General features: G+C 71.6%; 14 protein-coding genes and 1 CRISPR repeat array. Of the genes, 7 read left to right on the forward strand and 7 right to left on the reverse strand.

The genetic code is table 11. From position 1 onward, the window contains the following. The first annotated feature begins 465 nt into the window (after positions 1-465). Positions 466-1,185 carry an ABC transporter ATP-binding protein gene (locus tag FHS22_RS25620; protein ID WP_184945623.1) on the forward strand — a complete coding sequence of 240 codons (720 nt, stop codon included), beginning with the start codon at positions 466-468 and terminating at the stop codon, positions 1,183-1,185. Next, complete coding sequence (locus tag FHS22_RS25625) at positions 1,182-2,000, forward strand: ABC transporter permease (RefSeq protein WP_184945625.1); 819 nt, start codon at positions 1,182-1,184, stop codon at positions 1,998-2,000. Before FHS22_RS25620 ends, FHS22_RS25625 begins: the two co-directional genes overlap by 4 nt. Positions 2,001-2,036: 36 nt before the next feature. Here FHS22_RS25625 and FHS22_RS25630 read toward each other — a convergent pair whose 3' ends face one another. Next, on the reverse strand, positions 2,037-2,621 hold the full coding sequence (locus FHS22_RS25630; protein WP_184945627.1) for a TetR family transcriptional regulator: 585 nt from the start codon (positions 2,619-2,621) through the stop codon (positions 2,037-2,039). A gap of 187 nt (positions 2,622-2,808) precedes the next feature. On the opposite strand from FHS22_RS25630, the gene FHS22_RS25635 reads away from it, so the two are divergent. The 5 genes from FHS22_RS25635 (at position 2,809) to FHS22_RS25655 (ending at position 9,128) form a co-directional block, all read left to right on the forward strand. After that, a complete protein-coding gene (locus FHS22_RS25635; protein WP_260408279.1) occupies positions 2,809-4,143 on the forward strand; it encodes a glycosyltransferase family 4 protein in 1,335 nt (444 codons plus the stop codon). Between the two features lie 45 nt (positions 4,144-4,188). Next, on the forward strand, positions 4,189-5,883 hold the full coding sequence (locus FHS22_RS25640) for a serine/threonine-protein kinase (RefSeq protein WP_221474116.1): 1,695 nt from the start codon (positions 4,189-4,191) through the stop codon (positions 5,881-5,883). 51 nt (positions 5,884-5,934) lie between these two features. Then, positions 5,935-7,365, forward strand: a complete 1,431-nt coding sequence (gene gndA, locus FHS22_RS25645; protein ID WP_221474126.1) for an NADP-dependent phosphogluconate dehydrogenase — start codon at positions 5,935-5,937, stop codon at positions 7,363-7,365. 111 nt (positions 7,366-7,476) lie between these two features. Then, entirely contained in the window at positions 7,477-8,103 is a 627-nt protein-coding gene (locus FHS22_RS25650; RefSeq protein WP_184945631.1) for a nucleoside/nucleotide kinase family protein, read from the forward strand. A 50-nt stretch (positions 8,104-8,153) separates the two neighbouring features. Next, positions 8,154-9,128, forward strand: coding sequence for a D-2-hydroxyacid dehydrogenase family protein (locus tag FHS22_RS25655; RefSeq protein ID WP_338047943.1), 975 nt, complete (start codon positions 8,154-8,156; stop codon positions 9,126-9,128). Between the two features lie 36 nt (positions 9,129-9,164). On the opposite strand, the gene FHS22_RS25660 is transcribed toward FHS22_RS25655, so the two are convergent. The 6 genes from FHS22_RS25660 to cas1e all read right to left on the reverse strand — a co-directional run bounded on the left by FHS22_RS25660 (position 9,165) and on the right by cas1e (position 16,840). Next, positions 9,165-10,031, reverse strand: coding sequence for an NAD(P)-binding domain-containing protein (locus FHS22_RS25660; RefSeq protein ID WP_184945632.1), 867 nt, complete (start codon positions 10,029-10,031; stop codon positions 9,165-9,167). 18 nt (positions 10,032-10,049) lie between these two features. Beyond that, positions 10,050-10,208, reverse strand: a complete 159-nt coding sequence (locus FHS22_RS25665) for a hypothetical protein (RefSeq protein WP_184945633.1) — start codon at positions 10,206-10,208, stop codon at positions 10,050-10,052. Positions 10,209-10,245: 37 nt separating this feature from the next. Further along, the gene (locus FHS22_RS25670; protein ID WP_184945634.1) at positions 10,246-11,283 is read right to left on the reverse strand and encodes a WD40 repeat domain-containing protein; all 1,038 of its coding nucleotides are present in this window, start codon (positions 11,281-11,283) and stop codon (positions 10,246-10,248) included. Between the two features lie 162 nt (positions 11,284-11,445). Then, complete coding sequence (locus FHS22_RS25675; protein ID WP_184945635.1) at positions 11,446-11,850, reverse strand: TerC family protein; 405 nt, start codon at positions 11,848-11,850, stop codon at positions 11,446-11,448. 448 nt (positions 11,851-12,298) lie between these two features. Further along, positions 12,299-15,498: direct repeats of the CRISPR family, unit length 29 nt; unit sequence CGGTTCACCCCCACGGGCGTGGGGATCGG. 88 nt (positions 15,499-15,586) lie between these two features. Then, positions 15,587-15,889 carry a type I-E CRISPR-associated endoribonuclease Cas2e gene (gene cas2e, locus FHS22_RS25680; RefSeq protein ID WP_184945636.1) on the reverse strand — a complete coding sequence of 101 codons (303 nt, stop codon included), beginning with the start codon at positions 15,887-15,889 and terminating at the stop codon, positions 15,587-15,589. A 12-nt stretch (positions 15,890-15,901) separates the two neighbouring features. Beyond that, positions 15,902-16,840 carry a type I-E CRISPR-associated endonuclease Cas1e gene (gene cas1e, locus FHS22_RS25685; protein ID WP_184945637.1) on the reverse strand — a complete coding sequence of 313 codons (939 nt, stop codon included), beginning with the start codon at positions 16,838-16,840 and terminating at the stop codon, positions 15,902-15,904. Positions 16,841-16,853: the final 13 nt, after the last annotated feature.

Here is a 16,853-nt window from a genome sequence, read left to right on the forward strand (position 1 = left end):
ATGCACTGGCTTTTAACACACTGTTGAGTTCTCAAGAAACGGACGCGTTCACCATCGGCCGACTCCGACCCGTGGTCGGTCCCGGCGTCCGGGGCGTTTCGTTCGCTTCGTTGTGTCTTTATTCTTTCAGACCGGCTTTTCCGTGTCAATTTGACCCGTTCGAGCTGATCTGTCGGGAATTCCGACCACCCCGCTTCCGGGGCAACCCCTCTAACTTACTCCCGCATCCGTTCCATGTCGAATCGAATGGCGCGGGCGATCGTCAGAGGGGATTTCCCGGGCTTCCGGCGTCACCGCCGTCGCGCTCGGGCCTGTGAAGGTTACGAACCTTCTCCGGGACCGTCAAATCGGCCCGCGCCCCGCGGCCAGACGTCTGCGCGCCCCACCGCCCCGGGCGTCCGGGCGTCCGGGCGTCCGGGTGAAAATCCTTTGCCCCGCGTGGGTGGCGGAGCGCACGCTTGACTGGTGTCGATTCTCGAGGCCGCCGCGCTGACGAAGAGGTTCGGGCCCGTGACCGCCGTCGACGGGATCAGCCTCGACGTCGGCCCAGGCGAGATCATCGGCCTGCTCGGCCCCAACGGCGCGGGCAAGTCCACCACCCTGCACATGCTGCTCGGGCTCATCACCCCCGATTCCGGGAGCATCCGTATGTTCGGCCTGGAACTGGGCGCCCACCGCATCGAGGTCCTCAGCCGGATCAACTTCGCCGCGAGCTACGTGGACCTGCCCGGGGTCCTGCACGTCCGCGAGGTCCTGGACGTCTTCGCCCGCCTGTACGGCGTGCGGAACCCCAAGGCCCGCGTGGCGGAACTCCTCGATCTCCTGGAGCTCGGCCCCCTGCGCAGGCGCCGGGTGATGGAACTCTCCTCGGGCCAGCGCACCCGCGTCCAGCTGGCCAAGGCCCTCGTCAACGAGCCGAGCCTGCTCATCCTCGACGAGCCGACGGCCAACCTCGACCCGGACGCGGGCGACCGGATCCGGAACCTCCTGGTCCGCCTCGCCCGGGAGAACGGCAGGGCGATGCTGATCACCTCGCACAACATGCAGGAGGTGGAGCGCATGTGCGACCGCATCCACTTCATGTCCGCCGGCCGCGTGGTCGCCAGCGGCAGCGCCGCCGAGCTCACCGGCGTCTACGGCGCCGACAGCCTGGAAGAGGTCTTCCTCAAGGTGGCCCGATCATGACGATGACACATCCCCCGCTCGGCGCGGCCGCCCGCCGTACACGGATCGCGGGCGTGGTCCTGCGGGACTTCGCCGCGCTGCGCCGCAGCCCGATCCGGATGTTCGAGATCGTGTTCTGGCCCACGATCGAGTTGCTCGTCTGGGGCTTCGTGACGCTCTTCCTGCAGTCGCAGCGGGTCCCGTTCGTGGCGGCCTTCCTGCTCGGCGCCGTACTGCTCTGGCAGGTGCTGCAGAAGGCCAGCAACGAGATCTCGATCGCGTTCCTGGAGGACATCTGGAGCAGGAATCTCCTCAACGTCCAGGTGAGCCCGCTCTCCACCGTCGAGTACGTGATCGGCCTGATCGTTTTCTCCTTCGGCAAGGTGCTCTTCGCCATCGCGGTCATGGCGGGGCTCGCTCTGGCCTTCTACGGGTTCGGCGTCACGAGCTTCGGCGTGGGCGTGGTCCCGTTCATGGCGCTGCTGCTGGTGATGGGCTGGTCCCTCGGCCTGGTGGGCATCTCGGCGGTGCTCCGCTTCGGCGAGAACGCCCAGGTGATCGCCTGGTCCCTCGTCTTCGTCGTGCAGCCGCTGGCCGGGATCTTCTACCCGGTCGAGGTGCTGCCCGCCCCGCTGCAGGCCGTCGCCTCGTTCCTGCCCGCCACCCACGTCTTCACCGGCATGCGGACCGTGCTGGGCGGCGGCGCCGTACCGTGGGACAGCCTGGCCTGGGCCGCGGCGCTGGACGCCGGCTACCTGGCCGCGACGCTGGGCCTGTTCGCGTGGGCGCTGCGCCACGCCCGCGCCCGGGGGCGGCTGTCCCGCTTCGGGGAGTGACCCCGCTCCCCCGGGGCAGCGCCCGGCGGGGGCCCGTCAGCGGGCCACGGTGGCGGACATCGCCGCCACGATCACGCTGACGAGCCCCTCCACGACCTCGGCGCGGTCGACCTCCGGGTGCTCCAGCCACCAGTCGCCGGTGGCCTGGACCATGCCGACGAAGGCGTGCCCGAGCACCTGCGCCCGGAGCGGGTCGACGCCGCCCGGAACGGCGGCGATCACCTCGCCGAGCTCCTCGCCCAGGCCGCGGACGATCGCGGTCATCTGCGAGTGCGTCTGGCTGTCCTCCGCCCCGGCCCGGTGGAACAGGAACCGGTAGAGGCTCAGGTTGGCCTCGATCATGTCGAGGTAGGCGGTGATCGTCGACCGGGCGCGGCCGCGCAGGTCGGTGTCGGACGCGTCGAACCGCTGCCGCAGCAGACCGATCACGGTGTGGACGTGCCGGCTGGCCAGGGCCTGGTAGAGGCCGCTCTTGTCGCCGAAGTGCCGGTAGAGGATGGGCTTCGTTATCCCGGCCTCCGCCGCGATCGACGCCATCGACGCCTCCGGGCCCTCCCGCCGGATCACCCTGTCCGCGGCGTCCAGGAGTGCCCGACGCCGGTCCGGATCCCGTCCGCTCACGTATGTCCCCTCTCGCGAGAGATACAGGATAGGTGCGACAGCCGATCACGGCCCGGTGGTGTGATCGCGGAGCGGTGAGCCGCCGTCCACCTGCGGCGCAGGACTGCCCGCCCGCTTCCGGGGTAGGGCGGAGCTCCGGGAGGGATGCCTGTCGCGGACAGGGAACCGGTCGTGCAGGGGGATTCCATTGGCATCGGCGAGGAGAATCCGCGCGGCGGCCGCCCGGGCGGCGCTGCGGTTGCTGGAGGCGCGCAACGCGAGGCGGGCGCGCCGGGCGCCCGCGTCCGGCGCCGGGACCGTGCGGATCCTGCTGCAGCACGCGTACGGCATGGGCGGAACCATCCGCACCGTGCTCAACCTCGCCGGCTACCTGGCGCGGGAGCGCGACGTGGAGGTCGTCAGCGTGGTCCGGACGGCGCGGGAGCCGTTCTTCCCGATCCCGCCCGGAGTGCGGGTGTCGTTCCTGGACGACAGGACGGCGCCGCGCGGGCCGGTCGCCCGGTTCCTGTCGCGCTTCCCCAGCGTCCTGGTCCCCGAGCAGGAGAAGGTCCACCACGCGCTCACGCTCTGGACGGACGTGTGCCTGGTCCGCCGCCTGCGCTCCACGCGCGGCGGCGTCGTGGTCTCCACCCGGCCCGCGCTGAACCTGGTCACCGCGCTGTTCGCACCTCCGGAAGTGATCACCATCGGCCAGGAGCACGTCACGTACGGCGTGCACGCCCCCGAGGTCCGCCGTCTGATCAGGAGGCGGTACGGCAGGTTCGACGCCTTCGTCACCCTCACCCGGGCCGATCTGGAGCGGTACTCCAAGGCGCTGAGGGCCGCCCCGCCGCGGCGGCTGCTCCGCATCCCCAACGCCGTGCCCCACCTGCCCGGCGGCGTCTCCGGCCTGGAGGAGAAGGTCGCGGTGGCGATCGGCAGGCTGGTGCACGCCAAGGGCTTCGACCGCCTGGTCACGGCCTGGAAGGACGTCGCGGCCGCGCACCCGGACTGGGTGCTGCGCATCTACGGCGCCGGGACGCGCGAGGCCGAGGCCAGGCTCCGCGCGCGGATCGAGGACGCGGGGCTGACCGGCAGGGTGGTCCTGATGGGCAGGTCCGCGGAGGTCGGCGCCGCGCTGGCCGGATCGTCGGTCTACGTCGTCAGCTCCCGGTACGAGGGATTCGGCATGGCGATCCTGGAGGCCATGAGCAAGGGCGTGCCGGTGGTGAGCTTCGACTGCCCGCACGGTCCCGGAGAGATCATCACCCACGGGCACGACGGCCTGCTCGTGCCCTCCAAGAGTCCCGCCGACCTGGCCCGGGCGGTCCGCCGGGTGATCGAGGACCGAGAGCTCCGCCACCGGCTCGGCGCGGGCGCCCTGCGCACGGCCGCCGGCTACGACCTCGACGCGGTCGGCGCCCGGTGGGACAGGCTGCTGGACGACCTCTCCGCCGCGCGCCGCGCGCCGGCGCGCTCCGCCGTACCGGACCGGGCCGCACCCCGGCCGCCGCTCGTGAAGAGCCGGGTCTTGCCAGGATGAAGGTGAAATTCCGGTAATCTTGCCGCTCTCTCCAGGAGGTGGCAGGTGACCGGAACAGGTGCCGGGGCGGGCGCCGTGGTGGTGCCGGGCTACGAGGTGTCCGGCATCCTCGGGCAGGGCGGTTTCGGGATCGTCTACCGGGCCCGCCAGCTCGCGGTGGACCGGGAGGTGGCGCTCAAGGTCGACAACCGGGTGCTCGTGTCCGAACGCGACCGGCGCCGCTTCATGCGCGAGGTCACCTCGGCCGGAGCGCTCTCCGGGCACCCGCACGTCGCCCACGTCTACGACGCCGGAGTGCTGCCCGACGGCCGGCCGTACATGGTGCTGGAGCTCTGCCCGGGCGGGTCCCTGCTGGACCGCATGCGCGCCGAGGGCCGCCTGGATCCGGCGGAGGTCGCCGACATCGGCATCCGGATCGCCGACGCGCTCTCGGCCGCCCACGCCGCCGGGGTCCTGCACCGCGACATCAAGCCCGCCAACATCCTCGTCAACCGCTACGGCAACGTGGTGCTGTCGGACTTCGGCCTGGCCACCATGCCGTCGGCGGGGGGCGAGGTCTCGGTCACCCGCGAGTCGCTCACCCCCGCCTACGCGCCGCCGGAGGCGTTCGAGCTGGCCGAGCCCAACGCCGCCGGAGACGTCTACTCCCTGGCCGCCACGCTGTACGCGCTGCTGTCGGGCCGCCCGCCCCGCTTCCCGGAGAGCGGCGTGGCCAACATCGCGGTCATCATGGCCCTGCACCGCCAGCCGATCCCGGAGATCCCGGGCGTGCCGCCGGAGCTGACCGAGGTGCTCCGCCAGGCCATGGCCACCGACCCGGCCCGGCGCACGTCCTCGGTGGCGGCGCTGCGCGACGCCCTCACCGACCTGCGCCTGGCGCGGACCGCCCCCGCGCCCCGGCCGGTCCCCCCGCCGCCCGCGGCGTCCGGCCCCCGGGCGCCGCACGCCGCGGCCGTCCCCGCCGGGCCTCCGGGGCCCGCCTTCGTCTCCGGCCCGGTTCCGCAGCAGCACCCCACCGGGCCCTCGCCGTTCGGCATGCCGCCCGCGGCCGGAAAGGAACCGGTGCGCGCCCACCTGACCTCGCCGGGCCTGCAGGGCATGTCGAGCACCCGCTCGCCCGCCGCCGTCGCCCCGTCCGGCGGGTCGAACGGCAAGGTGTTCGTCGCGCTGGCCGTGGCGTTCGTGATCCTGCTGCTGGTCGGCGCCGGGGTGATGTACCTGGAGAGCCTCAACGGCGTGGGAACCGGCAACGCGTCCGCCCCCGGCCTGCAGGTGGAGCCCGGCGACGATCCCCGCGAGCGGATCGCCGACGCCGCGGGGGCCGGCACGACCACCGCGTCCTGCCCCGCCGCCGGGGTCTCCGGGGCGGGGGCCGCGTGCGTGGAGAAGGCCGAGTGCTGGAACGGACTGGTGAGCGAGTCGGGTGACGTGAGGACCACGCCGCTCGGCTGCGAGAAGTCCCACGTCTGGGAGACCTACGCGATCGCGCCGCTCCCGGAGAACGCCCTCACCTACGACCAGCAGGCGCTGGAGAAGAACCCCGCCGTCAAGCAGGTGTGCTCGGCACGGGTCCTGCTCGCCTCCCGGTACGGCGACGCCCGCGCGGTCGCGGCGGACAAGTGGCGCTCGGCGGTGCTGCCGCCGTCGAAGGCGCAGTTCGACAAGGGCGTCCGCACCTACCGCTGCATCGGCGGGGTCCTCGGCTCCGAGGAGTCGGGCACCGTTTTCCGCCCTTACTAGCCCGTAGCGGACCGCCTCCTGGCATCGTGGATGTGAAGGGAGTGGTCCATGATGACCCAGGCGCGAATCGGGGTGACCGGCCTCGCCGTGATGGGGGCCAACCTCGCCAGGAACCTGGCCCGGCACGGGCACGTGGTGGCCGTGCACAACAGGTCGCGGCACCGGACGAAGACCCTGGTCGAGGAGCACGGGCACGAGGGCGCGTTCGTGCCCTGCGAGACGCCCGAGGAGCTCGTCGCCGCGCTGGAGCGCCCCCGGCGCCTCCTGGTCATGGTGAAGGCGGGCGCGCCGACCGACGCGGTGATCGAGGAGTTCGCCCCGCTGCTGGAGCCCGGCGACATGCTCGTCGACGGCGGCAACGCGCACTTCGCCGACACCCGCCGCCGGGAGGCGGCCCTGCGCGAGCGCGGGATCCACTTCGTGGGGGCAGGGGTCTCCGGCGGCGAGGAGGGGGCGCTGCTCGGGCCGAGCATCATGCCCGGCGGATCCGCCGAGGCCTACGCGGCGCTCGGGCCGCTGCTGGAGGACATCGCCGCGAAGGTCGACGGGGTGCCCTGCTGCACGCACATCGGCCCCGACGGCGCCGGGCACTTCGTGAAGATGGTGCACAACGGCATCGAGTACGCCGACATGCAGCTCATCGCCGAGGCCTACGACCTGCTCCGCCAGGGCCTCGGCCTGTCCCCCGCCGAGCTCGCCGAGGTCTTCGCCGAGTGGGACCGGGGCGAGCTGTCGTCCTACCTGATCGAGATCACCGCCGAGGTGCTCCGCCAGACCGACGCGGCGACCGGCAGGCCGTTCGTGGACGTCGTGGCCGACCGGGCCGAGCAGAAGGGCACCGGCCGCTGGACCGTCCAGATCGCGCTCGACCTGGGGGTGCCGGTGAGCGGCATCGCCGAGGCGGTCTTCGCCCGCGCGGTCTCCGGCCACGCCGAACTGCGCAGCGCCGCCCGCGACCTGCCCGGCCCCGCCGCCCCCGCGGCGGGCGCGGCAGGCGAGGGCTTCGCGGAGGACGTACGGCAGGCGCTGCACGCATCGAAGATCGTCGCCTACGCGCAGGGCTTCGACCAGATCCGCGCCGGGAGCGACGAGTACGGCTGGGACGTCGACCCGGGCGCGCTGGCCGCGATCTGGCGGGGCGGCTGCATCATCCGGGCCGCCTTCCTCGACCGCATCCGCGAGGCCTACGCCGCGGACCCGGCGCCCGTCTCGCTGCTGCTCGCGCCGTACTTCACCGACGCCCTGGCGCGCGCGCAGGGCCCGTGGCGGCGGGTGGTCGCCCGCGCCGCGGAGCTGGGCGTCCCCGCGCCGGGGTTCTCCACCGCGCTGGCCTACTACGACGCGCTGCGCGCCGAGCGGCTCCCGGCCGCGCTCATCCAGGGGCAGCGCGACTTCTTCGGCGCGCACACCTACCGGCGCGTCGACCGCGAGGGCGCCTTCCACACGCTCTGGTCCGGAGACCGCACCGAGACCGAGGCCTGACCCCGTCCGGCGCGGCGCCCCGTCACCGCACGGGGCGCACCGTTCTCCCCGCCTCCTGCGCCCGGCACACCGCACCGGCCCCGCGGGCCCGCCGTTCGGCAGGATGGTGGGATGCGCGTACGCCCCATATCCCCGTCGTCGCTGGCCGAGGAACTCGCCGACCGGATCGCCGGCACGCCCCGCGGCTCCTGGACACGGGTCGCCTTCGACGGGGCGCCCGCCGCCCGGCCGGAGGAGCTCGCCGACACGCTCGCCGAGCCGCTCCGGCTGCGCGGCCGCGCGGTCCTGCGCGTGTCCGCCTGGGACTTCCTGCGCCCGGCCTCGCTCCGGTTCGAGTACGGCAGGACCGACCCGGACGCCTTCTACGACGACTGGCTGGACACCGGCGGCCTGACCCGGGAGGTCCTGGCTCCGCTGGATCCGGGCGGTTCGGGCAAGGTCCTGCCCTCGCTCTGGGACACCGCCACCGACCGGGCCACCCGCGCGCCGTACGTCACCATGCCGCCGGGCGGGGTACTGCTGCTGGACGGGGCGCTGCTGCTCGGCCGGTGGCTCCCGTTCGACCTGACCGTGCACCTGCGGCTCTCCCCCGGCGCGCTGGCCCGCCGTACCGCGCCGGAGAGGCGGTGGACGCTGCCCGCCTACGAGCGCTACGAGCGGGAGGCCGACCCGGAGGGGACCGCCGATGTCGTCGTCCGGGCCGACGATCCGAGGCACCCGGCGGTCGTGCTCCGGTAGGGGCGCCACCGGCCGCGACCTGCGATTGCGATCCGGTAGGGTCGTGACCCGTGTTGCGCTGCGCCGTACTCGACGACTACCAGAACGTCGCCCTCACCATGGCCGACTGGTCACGGGTGGGGATGAGAAGCTTCCGTGAGCACTTCGACGACCGGGACGCCCTGGTGCAGGCGATCGGCGACTGCGAGATCGTGGTCATCATGCGCGAGCGCACCCCGTTCCCCCGGGCGCTCTTCGAGCGCCTGCCGAACCTGCGGCTGCTCGTCACCTCCGGCGCGCGCAACGCCTCCATCGACCTGGCCGCCGCCGCCGACCACGGCGTCACCGTCTGCGGCACCGGCAGCTCCTCCGCCCCGCCCGCCGAGCTGACCTGGGCGCTCATCCTCGGCCTGGCCCGCCACCTGGTGCCGGAGAACACCGCGCTGCGCACCGGCGGCCCCTGGCAGAGCACCGTCGGGACCGGCCTGCACGGCAGTGTGCTGGGCCTGCTCGGCCTGGGCAAGATCGGCACGCAGATGGCCCGGGTCGGGCAGGCCTTCGGCATGGACGTCCTCGCCTGGAGCCGGAACCTCACCGCCGAGCGGGCGGAGGCGGCCGGTGCACGGCGGGCGGGGTCGCTGGAGGAGCTGTGCGCGGCGAGCGACTTCCTCTCGGTCCACGTCGTGCTGGGCGAGCGCACCCGGGGCCTGATCGGGGCGGCCGAGCTGGCGCTGATGAAACCCTCCGCCTACCTGGTCAACACCTCCCGGGCCGCGATCGTCGACCAGGCCGCGCTGGTCGACGCCCTCCGGGAACGGCGGATCGCCGGAGCCGGGCTCGACGTCTTCGAGACCGAGCCGCTGCCCGCGGGACATCCGCTGCGGACCCTGCCGAACGTGCTGGCCACCCCGCACCTCGGCTATGTCACGACGGGGAACTACCACACGTACTTCCGCGAGGCCGTCGAGGACATCGAGGCCTTCCTGGACGGTTCCCCGATCCGCGTCCTCGGCACGTTCCGAACGGACTCCCGGACGAGGTCCTGAGGCGGGTCCCGAAGACGGGTCCCGAACGAGGAGGCGCTACCCGATGGTCGCGGTCAATCCCTCGCCTCCGCGGCCCTCCTTGATGAGCGTTTCGATCCTCACCGCCACCTCCGGCAGTCCGCCGTCGCCGAGACGCCGACCGGCCCGGAGCCCGATGAGGTGGCGGACGACCGTGAGGTGCTCGGTGAGGTCGGCGGGGCCCGCCGGGTAGGCGGCCCGCACCAGCCCGGAGACCGTGGCGGGAACCCCGGTGACCACATGACCGAGCTGAACGGCCGCCGCACGGGAGAACTCGGCGACGTCGACGCCGGTCTCCCGCACGGTGTCCAGGGCGCGCAGCAGGCCGAGCTGGGCGTCGTACCAGAGCCCGAAGAGGGCGAGATCCCAGACCGCGGCCGCCTCCGGCGCCTCCCCGACGAAGCGCGGCTCGCCCAGCAGGCCGAGCGTCACGGCGTGCTCCTCGAACGCGGGACGGGAGCCGCTGTACAGGATGCTCGCCGCGCCGGTGCCGATCACCTCCGGTGAGGCCTGGATGCCCGCGTCGAGGTAGCGCGCCCCCAGGGCGGCGACGCGCCGAGCGGACCGCCGGGCCTCGTCGGCGGTTCCGGTGTACATCCCGACGATCGTCCGACCGGACAGGTCCGCGTCCAGGCCGGCGAGGCACTGCCGCACCGCCGCGTAGTCCGTGAGGGTGAGGAGGATCAGGGCGCAGGACGACGCCGCCTCCCGGACCGATCCCGCCGGCAGCGCGCCGACCTCCACCAGCCCGGCGGAACGGCTCGCCGTACGGTTCCACACCACCACGTCGTGTCCCCCGGCGAGCAACCGGCGGGCCACCGCACCGCCGATGGCCCCCGTCCCGATCACCGCAACCCGCCGCCCCGCACTTCTGGTCTCCGTCATGGCGGCAATCTTCAGATATCAACCGGACTTGAGGTCAAGACGGCGACAGGCCGCGACGCTCTGCCGGACGTGCTGCAGCGCCGGTTCGGCCGCGCCGGGAGCGGCGTCGGACAGGAAGGTGAGCCGGCGGGAGACCGGCGTGTCGGCGCTCAGTCCCTTCGCGTTCGAGCGCCGCACGACCTCGCCGAGAAGGTGCGCGGATCATTGATCGTGATCAGTCGATGGACGGATGAGGGGGCGACGGGCTCCACGCTCGCAGTACGAGGTCGTCACCGGCGGAGACGACGACCGGGTGGCCGTCCGCCCTGGCCACCGCCACCGACCGGACCACGTCGGGGTGGGCGAACGACGGGTCGATCTGCTCGCCGGTGGCCAGATCCCATACCCGCACCGTCCGGTCGTGGCCGGCCGAGACGACGACCGGACGGTCGTCCAACCGGGTCACGGCCGCCGACCAAGCCGTATCGGTGTGGCCTTCGAACGGTTCGCGGAGCGCCCTGCCGGCGGTCAGGTCCCACACCCGTATCGTCCCGTCGCTCCCTCCGGTGACGGCGACCGGACGGCCCTCCACCTGCGTGGTCTGCACCGATGTGATCGCGAGGTCGTGACCGGTGATGGGCGTGCCGATCTGCCTGCCCGTGGCCAGATCCCGCATGCGCATGACACCGTCGTCACCGCCGAGGAGGACGACGTGGCGTCCTTTCACCTGGGTCACGGCCATCGACCACACTCCGGAGGTGTGCCCCTTGAACGGCGTGCCGATCTGCTCGCCGGTGGCGAGATCCCACATGCGTACCGTCGTGCCCACGTCGATGGAGACGATTACCTGGCGGCCGTCCAGCCGTGTCACCGCCACCGCCCCGACGCCGTCGGTGTGACCGGTGATGGGCGCGCCGATCTGCTTGCCCGTGGCCAGGTCCCACACCCGTATCGTCCCTTCGCCCCCTCCGGTGACGGCGACCGGATCGCCGTTCAGCTCCGCCACCGTCAGCGCCTCGACCCGGTAGGTGTGATCGGTCTGCTGCGCATAGAGCTGCGTGCCGAAGGGGGCGGTCACCGGAAAACGGGCCGTCGGGGTCACCTTGGCCGGGGCGGCGGAGGACGTTTCGAAGCCGCCCCCCTGCCAGTACAGGAGGGTGGCGGCGCACAGGGCGAGGACGACAGCGGCCTGCTTGGCGGCAGGTGGCATACGACGGCGTCCGGCCGGAGAGTAGGACGGGCCACCGATGGTCCATACGTCAGGGTCGGGCATTCGATCACTCTGCTCCAGTGATCTTGTTGTCGGCTTGGAAGCGGCTTGCATCCATCTCCGCGGTCTCCGTGACCCGTTCGCTGGACATGCTTCGGTGTCAGCGCGACCGCGGCGGGAGCGATATCAAGCAGGAGGGTGAGCCGGCGGGAGACCGGCGTGTCCTCATGCGGGCCTCTCTCCCCCGCCTTCCTGCCCGGGCTCGCGGCTCCCCGTACCGGCCTGCGCCTTCTTCCGGTTCTTCCGGGTGAGCCGGCGCAGCGAGCCGGCGTGCGCCCGTTCCTCCGGGTGCTTCCGTACCCGCCGGAGGCTCGCGACGACGGTGACGAGCAGCACGGTGAGGATCACCCCCAGCGACACGGGCGTGGGGATCTCCGGGATCGAGGAGGACACGTCCTCGTGCAGGAAGACCAGGACGAGTTTCACCCCGATGAAACCGAGGATCGCGGAGAGCCCGACCGACAGGTAGACCAGCCGCTCCAGCAGTCCTTCGATGAGGAAGTACAGGGCCCGCAGGCCGAGCACGATCCCCACGACGACGGCCCAGGCGCCCAACGAGTCAACGATCACTGCCCCACCCTGGGTTCACGACATATACACGATCATGTCCGTGTACCCCGTGGCCGCTCCCTTGCCCGGCGTGGCGGCCCGACTGGGACCTCCACGTGTTCGAAACGTCGATCACGCGCCCCCGACGGTGGCTCCGGACGCCTACGCCAAGGCAACCGCTGAGCAGCCCACCTCCGGGTACGGCAAGCAGCACCATCAGCCTCAGCCTTGCAGAGAAGTGAAGTCAACCATGACTCCGCCGTCGTGAACGTATGACTCGCTCCCATCAGACCGGCGACTCGTGCAGCGTCTTCAGACGTCGGCGCCGCCGCACCCGCGGCCCGGTTCTCCTCCTCGTTGGGTACGGGAGTGAGCTCCATCTGCCCGACGGTAACGCCCATACAACGGTTCACCACCCCCACTGACGTGGGGACCGGACAACTCAGGCCCCCAGCGAGTCGATGATCACCGGTTCACCCCCACGGGCGTGGGGATCGGCCGATCATGCGGATCGACGGCATGTAGCTGAACGGTTTACCCCCACGGGCGTGGGGATCGGGACTGAGGCGCCTGCTGGCGGGGACGGTGGGACGGTTCACCCCCACGGGCGTGGGGATCGGTCGGGCGAGGTCGCTGTCTCCGGTGCGGCCAGCGGTTCACCCCCACGGGCGTGGGGATCGGTGCTCGGCGTCAGCGACGAACCGGTAGCCGCGCGGTTCACCCCCACGGGCGTGGGGATCGGCTGACCAACCGCGAGTGCGCAAGAGGCCAGGGCGGTTCACCCCCACGGGCGTGGAGATCGGGTGCCCTTGGTGATGGCAAGCGGCTCGTAGGAGGGTTCACCCCCACGGGCGTGGGGATCGGGACTGATCGCTCGGCGGCATCGCGATGCCTCTCGGTTCACCCCCACGGGCGTGGGGATCGGTGCGTGGAGTGCGGGCAGAGGCCGATGTACGCCAGTTCACCCCCACGGGCGTGGGGATCGGGCGCCCGCCTATAAGAAGATCAACGGCACGAACGGTTCACCCCCACGGGCGTGGGGATCGGTCGAACTCGGTAAGGTCGACGTCGTCTGTGATCGGTTCACCCCCACGGGCGTGGGGATCGGGGCGATCGGCTGGGCCCACGCCCATGCGAACGCGGTTCACCCCCACGGGCGTGGGGATCGGGTGTCGATCACGTCGATCGCGACGTCGAACGCCGGTTCACCCCCACGGGCGTGGGGATCGGCATCTCTTCCTGCGGGGACGTCACGTTTCCTCCGGTTCACCCCCACGGGCGTGGGGATCGGCCTTGCCCGCCGCTGTCCACGGGTCGGCCCGTCGGTTCACCCCCACGGGCGTGGGGATCGGGACACGAAGGTCAGGCTGGTGACGACGTCGCCCGGTTCACCCCCACGGGCGTGGGGATCGGCGGGCGAGGTGGGTGTAGGTGGAGGCGTTGGCCGGTTCACCCCCACGGGCGTGGGGATCGGCCATCCCCCCTTACCGAGCCGTACGGCCAGAGCGGTTCACCCCCACGGGCGTGGGGATCGGGCCCCGAGAACCGGTCGAGCTGCCCGCCGGTCGGTTCACCCCCACGGGCGTGGGGATCGGTGCTGGGCGGCGATGACGTGGTCACCGAGCCGCGGTTCACCCCCACGGGCGTGGGAATCGGTCGACTCCACAACGGAGGCCAGCGGGCGCACGCGGTTCACCCCCACGGGCGTGGGGATCGGCTGGGCGACGGCATGCAGGAGGTCTCCGAGGTCGGTTCACCCCCACGGGCGTGGGGATCGGTCCTCGTTCGTCCCGTCCAGCGCAGAGCGGACCGGTTCACCCCCACGGGCGTGGGGATCGGGGCCGCGGCTACGACGCCTGGCCACCCGACGGCGGTTCACCCCCACGGGCGTGGGGATCGGGCCCGCGGTCTCGACCTCACCACCCAGGCCCGCGGTTCACCCCCACGGGCGTGGGGATCGGAGGGGCAGCGCCTGGATGGGGAGTCCTCGTAGCGGTTCACCCCCACGGGCGTGGGGATCGGCAGCCCTCCGAGGACGTCGCCGACCTCGCATCGGGTTCACCCCCACGGGCGTGGGGATCGGCTGTGCGTGCCAGACGGTGTAAGCCCGATCGCCGGTTCACCCCCACGGGCGTGGGGATCGGAAGGTGGAGAAGGTCACCGGGCTGGTCAAGAACGGTTCACCCCCACGGGCGTGGGGATCGGCCACGCTCGGGACCTGCGACATGGGGAAACTCCGGTTCACCCCCACGGGCGTGGGGATCGGCCGGCGTAGGCGGCGTGCTCGGCCGGCCAGCCCGGTTCACCCCCACGGGCGTGGGGATCGGGCGGCCACCGCGTACACGACGCCATCCTCGGCCGGTTCACCCCCACGGGCGTGGGGATCGGGATGTAGGCCACCAGCTCATCGATGTGGTGGTCGGTTCACCCCCACGGGCGTGGGGATCGGAGGCGAGCGAGCAGGGTTGTCAGAACGTCCTGCGGTTCACCCCCACGGGCGTGGGGATCGGCCGTGCTCGCCGTACGGCGGGCGGGTGTGCCGCGGTTCACCCCCACGGGCGTGGGGATCGGCCTCGAGGTGCGATGGGGCAGGAAAACTCACCCGGTTCACCCCCACGGGCGTGGGGATCGGGCCCCCGTCATGCTGCCCATCCCCGGCAAGGGCGGTTCACCCCCACGGGCGTGGGGATCGGACGGTCATCGGCCGGGACCTGGCCCAGCTCGACGGTTCACCCCCACGGGCGTGGGGATCGGCTGGCCGTCGTCGTTGCGGCCAGCCCATACGGCGGTTCACCCCCACGGGCGTGGGGATCGGGAGACCTGGCCGTCGTCCCAGGCGACAGTGACCGGTTCACCCCCACGGGCGTGGGGATCGGCGAGCAGTTGCACGCGTCGGCGCGGGCAAGCCCGGTTCACCCCCACGGGCGTGGGGATCGGACTCTCGTAGGCGCCGAGATCCAGGCCGCTGACGGTTCACCCCCACGGGCGTGGGGATCGGTCCTGAGCGTCGAAGCGCTCACGGACGAGGTGCGGTTCACCCCCACGGGCGTGGGGATCGGAGACGCCGGTCTACCGCCAGATCGCCGACGCCCGGTTCACCCCCACGGGCGTGGGGATCGGTCGGGTTCGTGGCGGGCGACGGTGGTCGAGCAGGGTTCACCCCCACGGGCGTGGGGATCGGCACCCGATGTCCAGGATCTGGCGGATCCCGGCGGTTCACCCCCACGGGCGTGGGGATCGGGACCCCGCGACCTCCGCGCTGCTCATGGTCGCCGGTTCACCCCCACGGGCGTGGGGATCGGTGCTCCCCCTCGGCGGAAGGTCCGGCGGCCTCCGGTTCACCCCCACGGGCGTGGGGATCGGCAGCGGCGTGGAGAACACCGGGTACCCCTTGCCGGTTCACCCCCACGGGCGTGGGGATCGGCCTTGCCCTTATCTATTCCGGCAACAAGGTTCCGGTTCACCCCCACGGGCGTGGGGATCGGGGAAATCTGCTGGTCAGCGCCGGTAAGGATCTACGGTTCACCCCCACGGGCGTGGGGATCGGCGTCACTCACACGATCTCCGCCTCCGGCCATGCGGTTCACCCCCACGGGCGTGGGGATCGGCGCGTCCAGGTGCCAACGCCTCGCTCGAAGCTCGGTTCACCCCCACGGGCGTGGGGATCGGACTTACCGACCTGGAAAAATTTCCCTGAACTGCGAAGACATACGTGTCGGAGTTTGTCGGTGATCGGAAATCATCAACCTTCCGCCGATCAAGAGACGCCGGAATCCTCTGGGAGGAAACGAACCAGCTGGAGTCCATCAAAGTCCGCTACACGACGACGGCGCTCGCCCGCCGTATGGATGACGAACTTCTGCTCGTTGTCCGCTGGATGCATGCAAACGGCCGCACCCTCGCCAACACAGGCGCTGACGGCTGACCACAGTTCATCGCGGACTCGGGCGGAGACCGTCCCCACATAGAGCCCCGGGGCGGGTTCGATCAGCCATCGGCTCAAGGCTCCTCGGACGTGGTCAGGGACGGCGGTTGTGGAGATCACGACCATGGATGCCATTGCGGCCTGCTTTCACCAAGGGTTGTCAACGGCACCGGCCGCTTCGTCACCGTAGTTGACGCCGGCCGGAAGTGATCCGAGATCCGGGTCCCAGAGATGGATAACGTCCGCGACCCGCTCTGCGGACTCACGCGGTGACTCGGGGTCGATCAGCCCTTGGATGTCCGTGACGATCGCAGGCATCAGCTTCAGCAGTCGGAATTCCTCCCTCAGACGAACCCGCGCCTCGCGTTCGGGCTGAAACGATCCCGCCAGTGAGAAAGCCAGCGGGATCGTCACCTTCGCCTTGTAGAGATCGGCGACGTCGTAGACGAACGACATCTGCGTCCCCGAGTGGATGAATCCGAGCGCCGGAGAGCAGCCGAGTGCGAGCACAGCCGCGTGGACCACGCCGTAAAGAGCCGCGTTGGCGGCGGACAGTGCCAGATTGACGGGGTCCTGGTCGTCCCAGGCTGCGGGGTCGTAGTTTCGCCGGAACCGTTCGATGCCATATTTCATGGCCAGCGTTCGGTAGAGCGCCTTGACGCGCTGTCCTTCCAGACCGCGCAACTGCGCCAACGTGACACCAGTCGGAGCAGCAGCAGTACCGAACCGGTGTTCGTACATCCGTACGGCCACCCTCAGTCGCTCCTCCTCCGAAGCCCAGGCTCGCGCCTGGCGCTCCAGCCATCCCGAGGTGAGCTGGGCCGGCGTCACACCTGCGTACGAGCGGACACCGCCCGCGCCGACGCAGACAAGCGACGTCCCGTGCCGAGCGAACGTGGCCATCGCCGGTTGGGTGATTGAAGTTCCGGGACCGAGAAGGACACACGCGAGGGAGGCTGTGGGCAGGTAGACCCGCTCGTCTCCCCTTGATGAATCGACCCGGGCGCAGATCCCTGTGTCGTCTTGAACGATCTTGACGCTCTCCATGTAGAGAAACGACAGGGAGTCGGCGATTCTGGGCAGCATCGCGAGGGTGGGC

Source organism: Thiemannella venezuelensis (assembly GCF_014203605.1).
In the GTDB taxonomy this organism is placed as follows: Bacteria; Actinomycetota; Actinomycetes; order Streptosporangiales; family Streptosporangiaceae; genus Planomonospora_A; species Planomonospora_A venezuelensis.

What these genes read in the sequence shown, in the direction of transcription:
- gndA (WP_221474126.1), top strand. Translation starts at nt 5,935, where the DNA reads ATGACCCAGGCGCGAATCGGGGTGACCGGCCTCGCCGTGATGGGGGCC.
- FHS22_RS25625 (WP_184945625.1), top strand. Translation starts at nt 1,182, where the DNA reads ATGACGATGACACATCCCCCGCTCGGCGCGGCCGCCCGCCGTACACGG.
- cas2e (WP_184945636.1), bottom strand. Translation starts at nt 15,889, where the DNA reads ATGGCATCCATGGTCGTGATCTCCACAACCGCCGTCCCTGACCACGTC.
- cas1e (WP_184945637.1), bottom strand. Translation starts at nt 16,840, where the DNA reads ATGCTGCCCAGAATCGCCGACTCCCTGTCGTTTCTCTACATGGAGAGC.
- FHS22_RS25650 (WP_184945631.1), top strand. Translation starts at nt 7,477, where the DNA reads ATGCGCGTACGCCCCATATCCCCGTCGTCGCTGGCCGAGGAACTCGCC.
- FHS22_RS25670 (WP_184945634.1), bottom strand. Translation starts at nt 11,283, where the DNA reads ATGCCCGACCCTGACGTATGGACCATCGGTGGCCCGTCCTACTCTCCG.
- FHS22_RS25660 (WP_184945632.1), bottom strand. Translation starts at nt 10,031, where the DNA reads ATGACGGAGACCAGAAGTGCGGGGCGGCGGGTTGCGGTGATCGGGACG.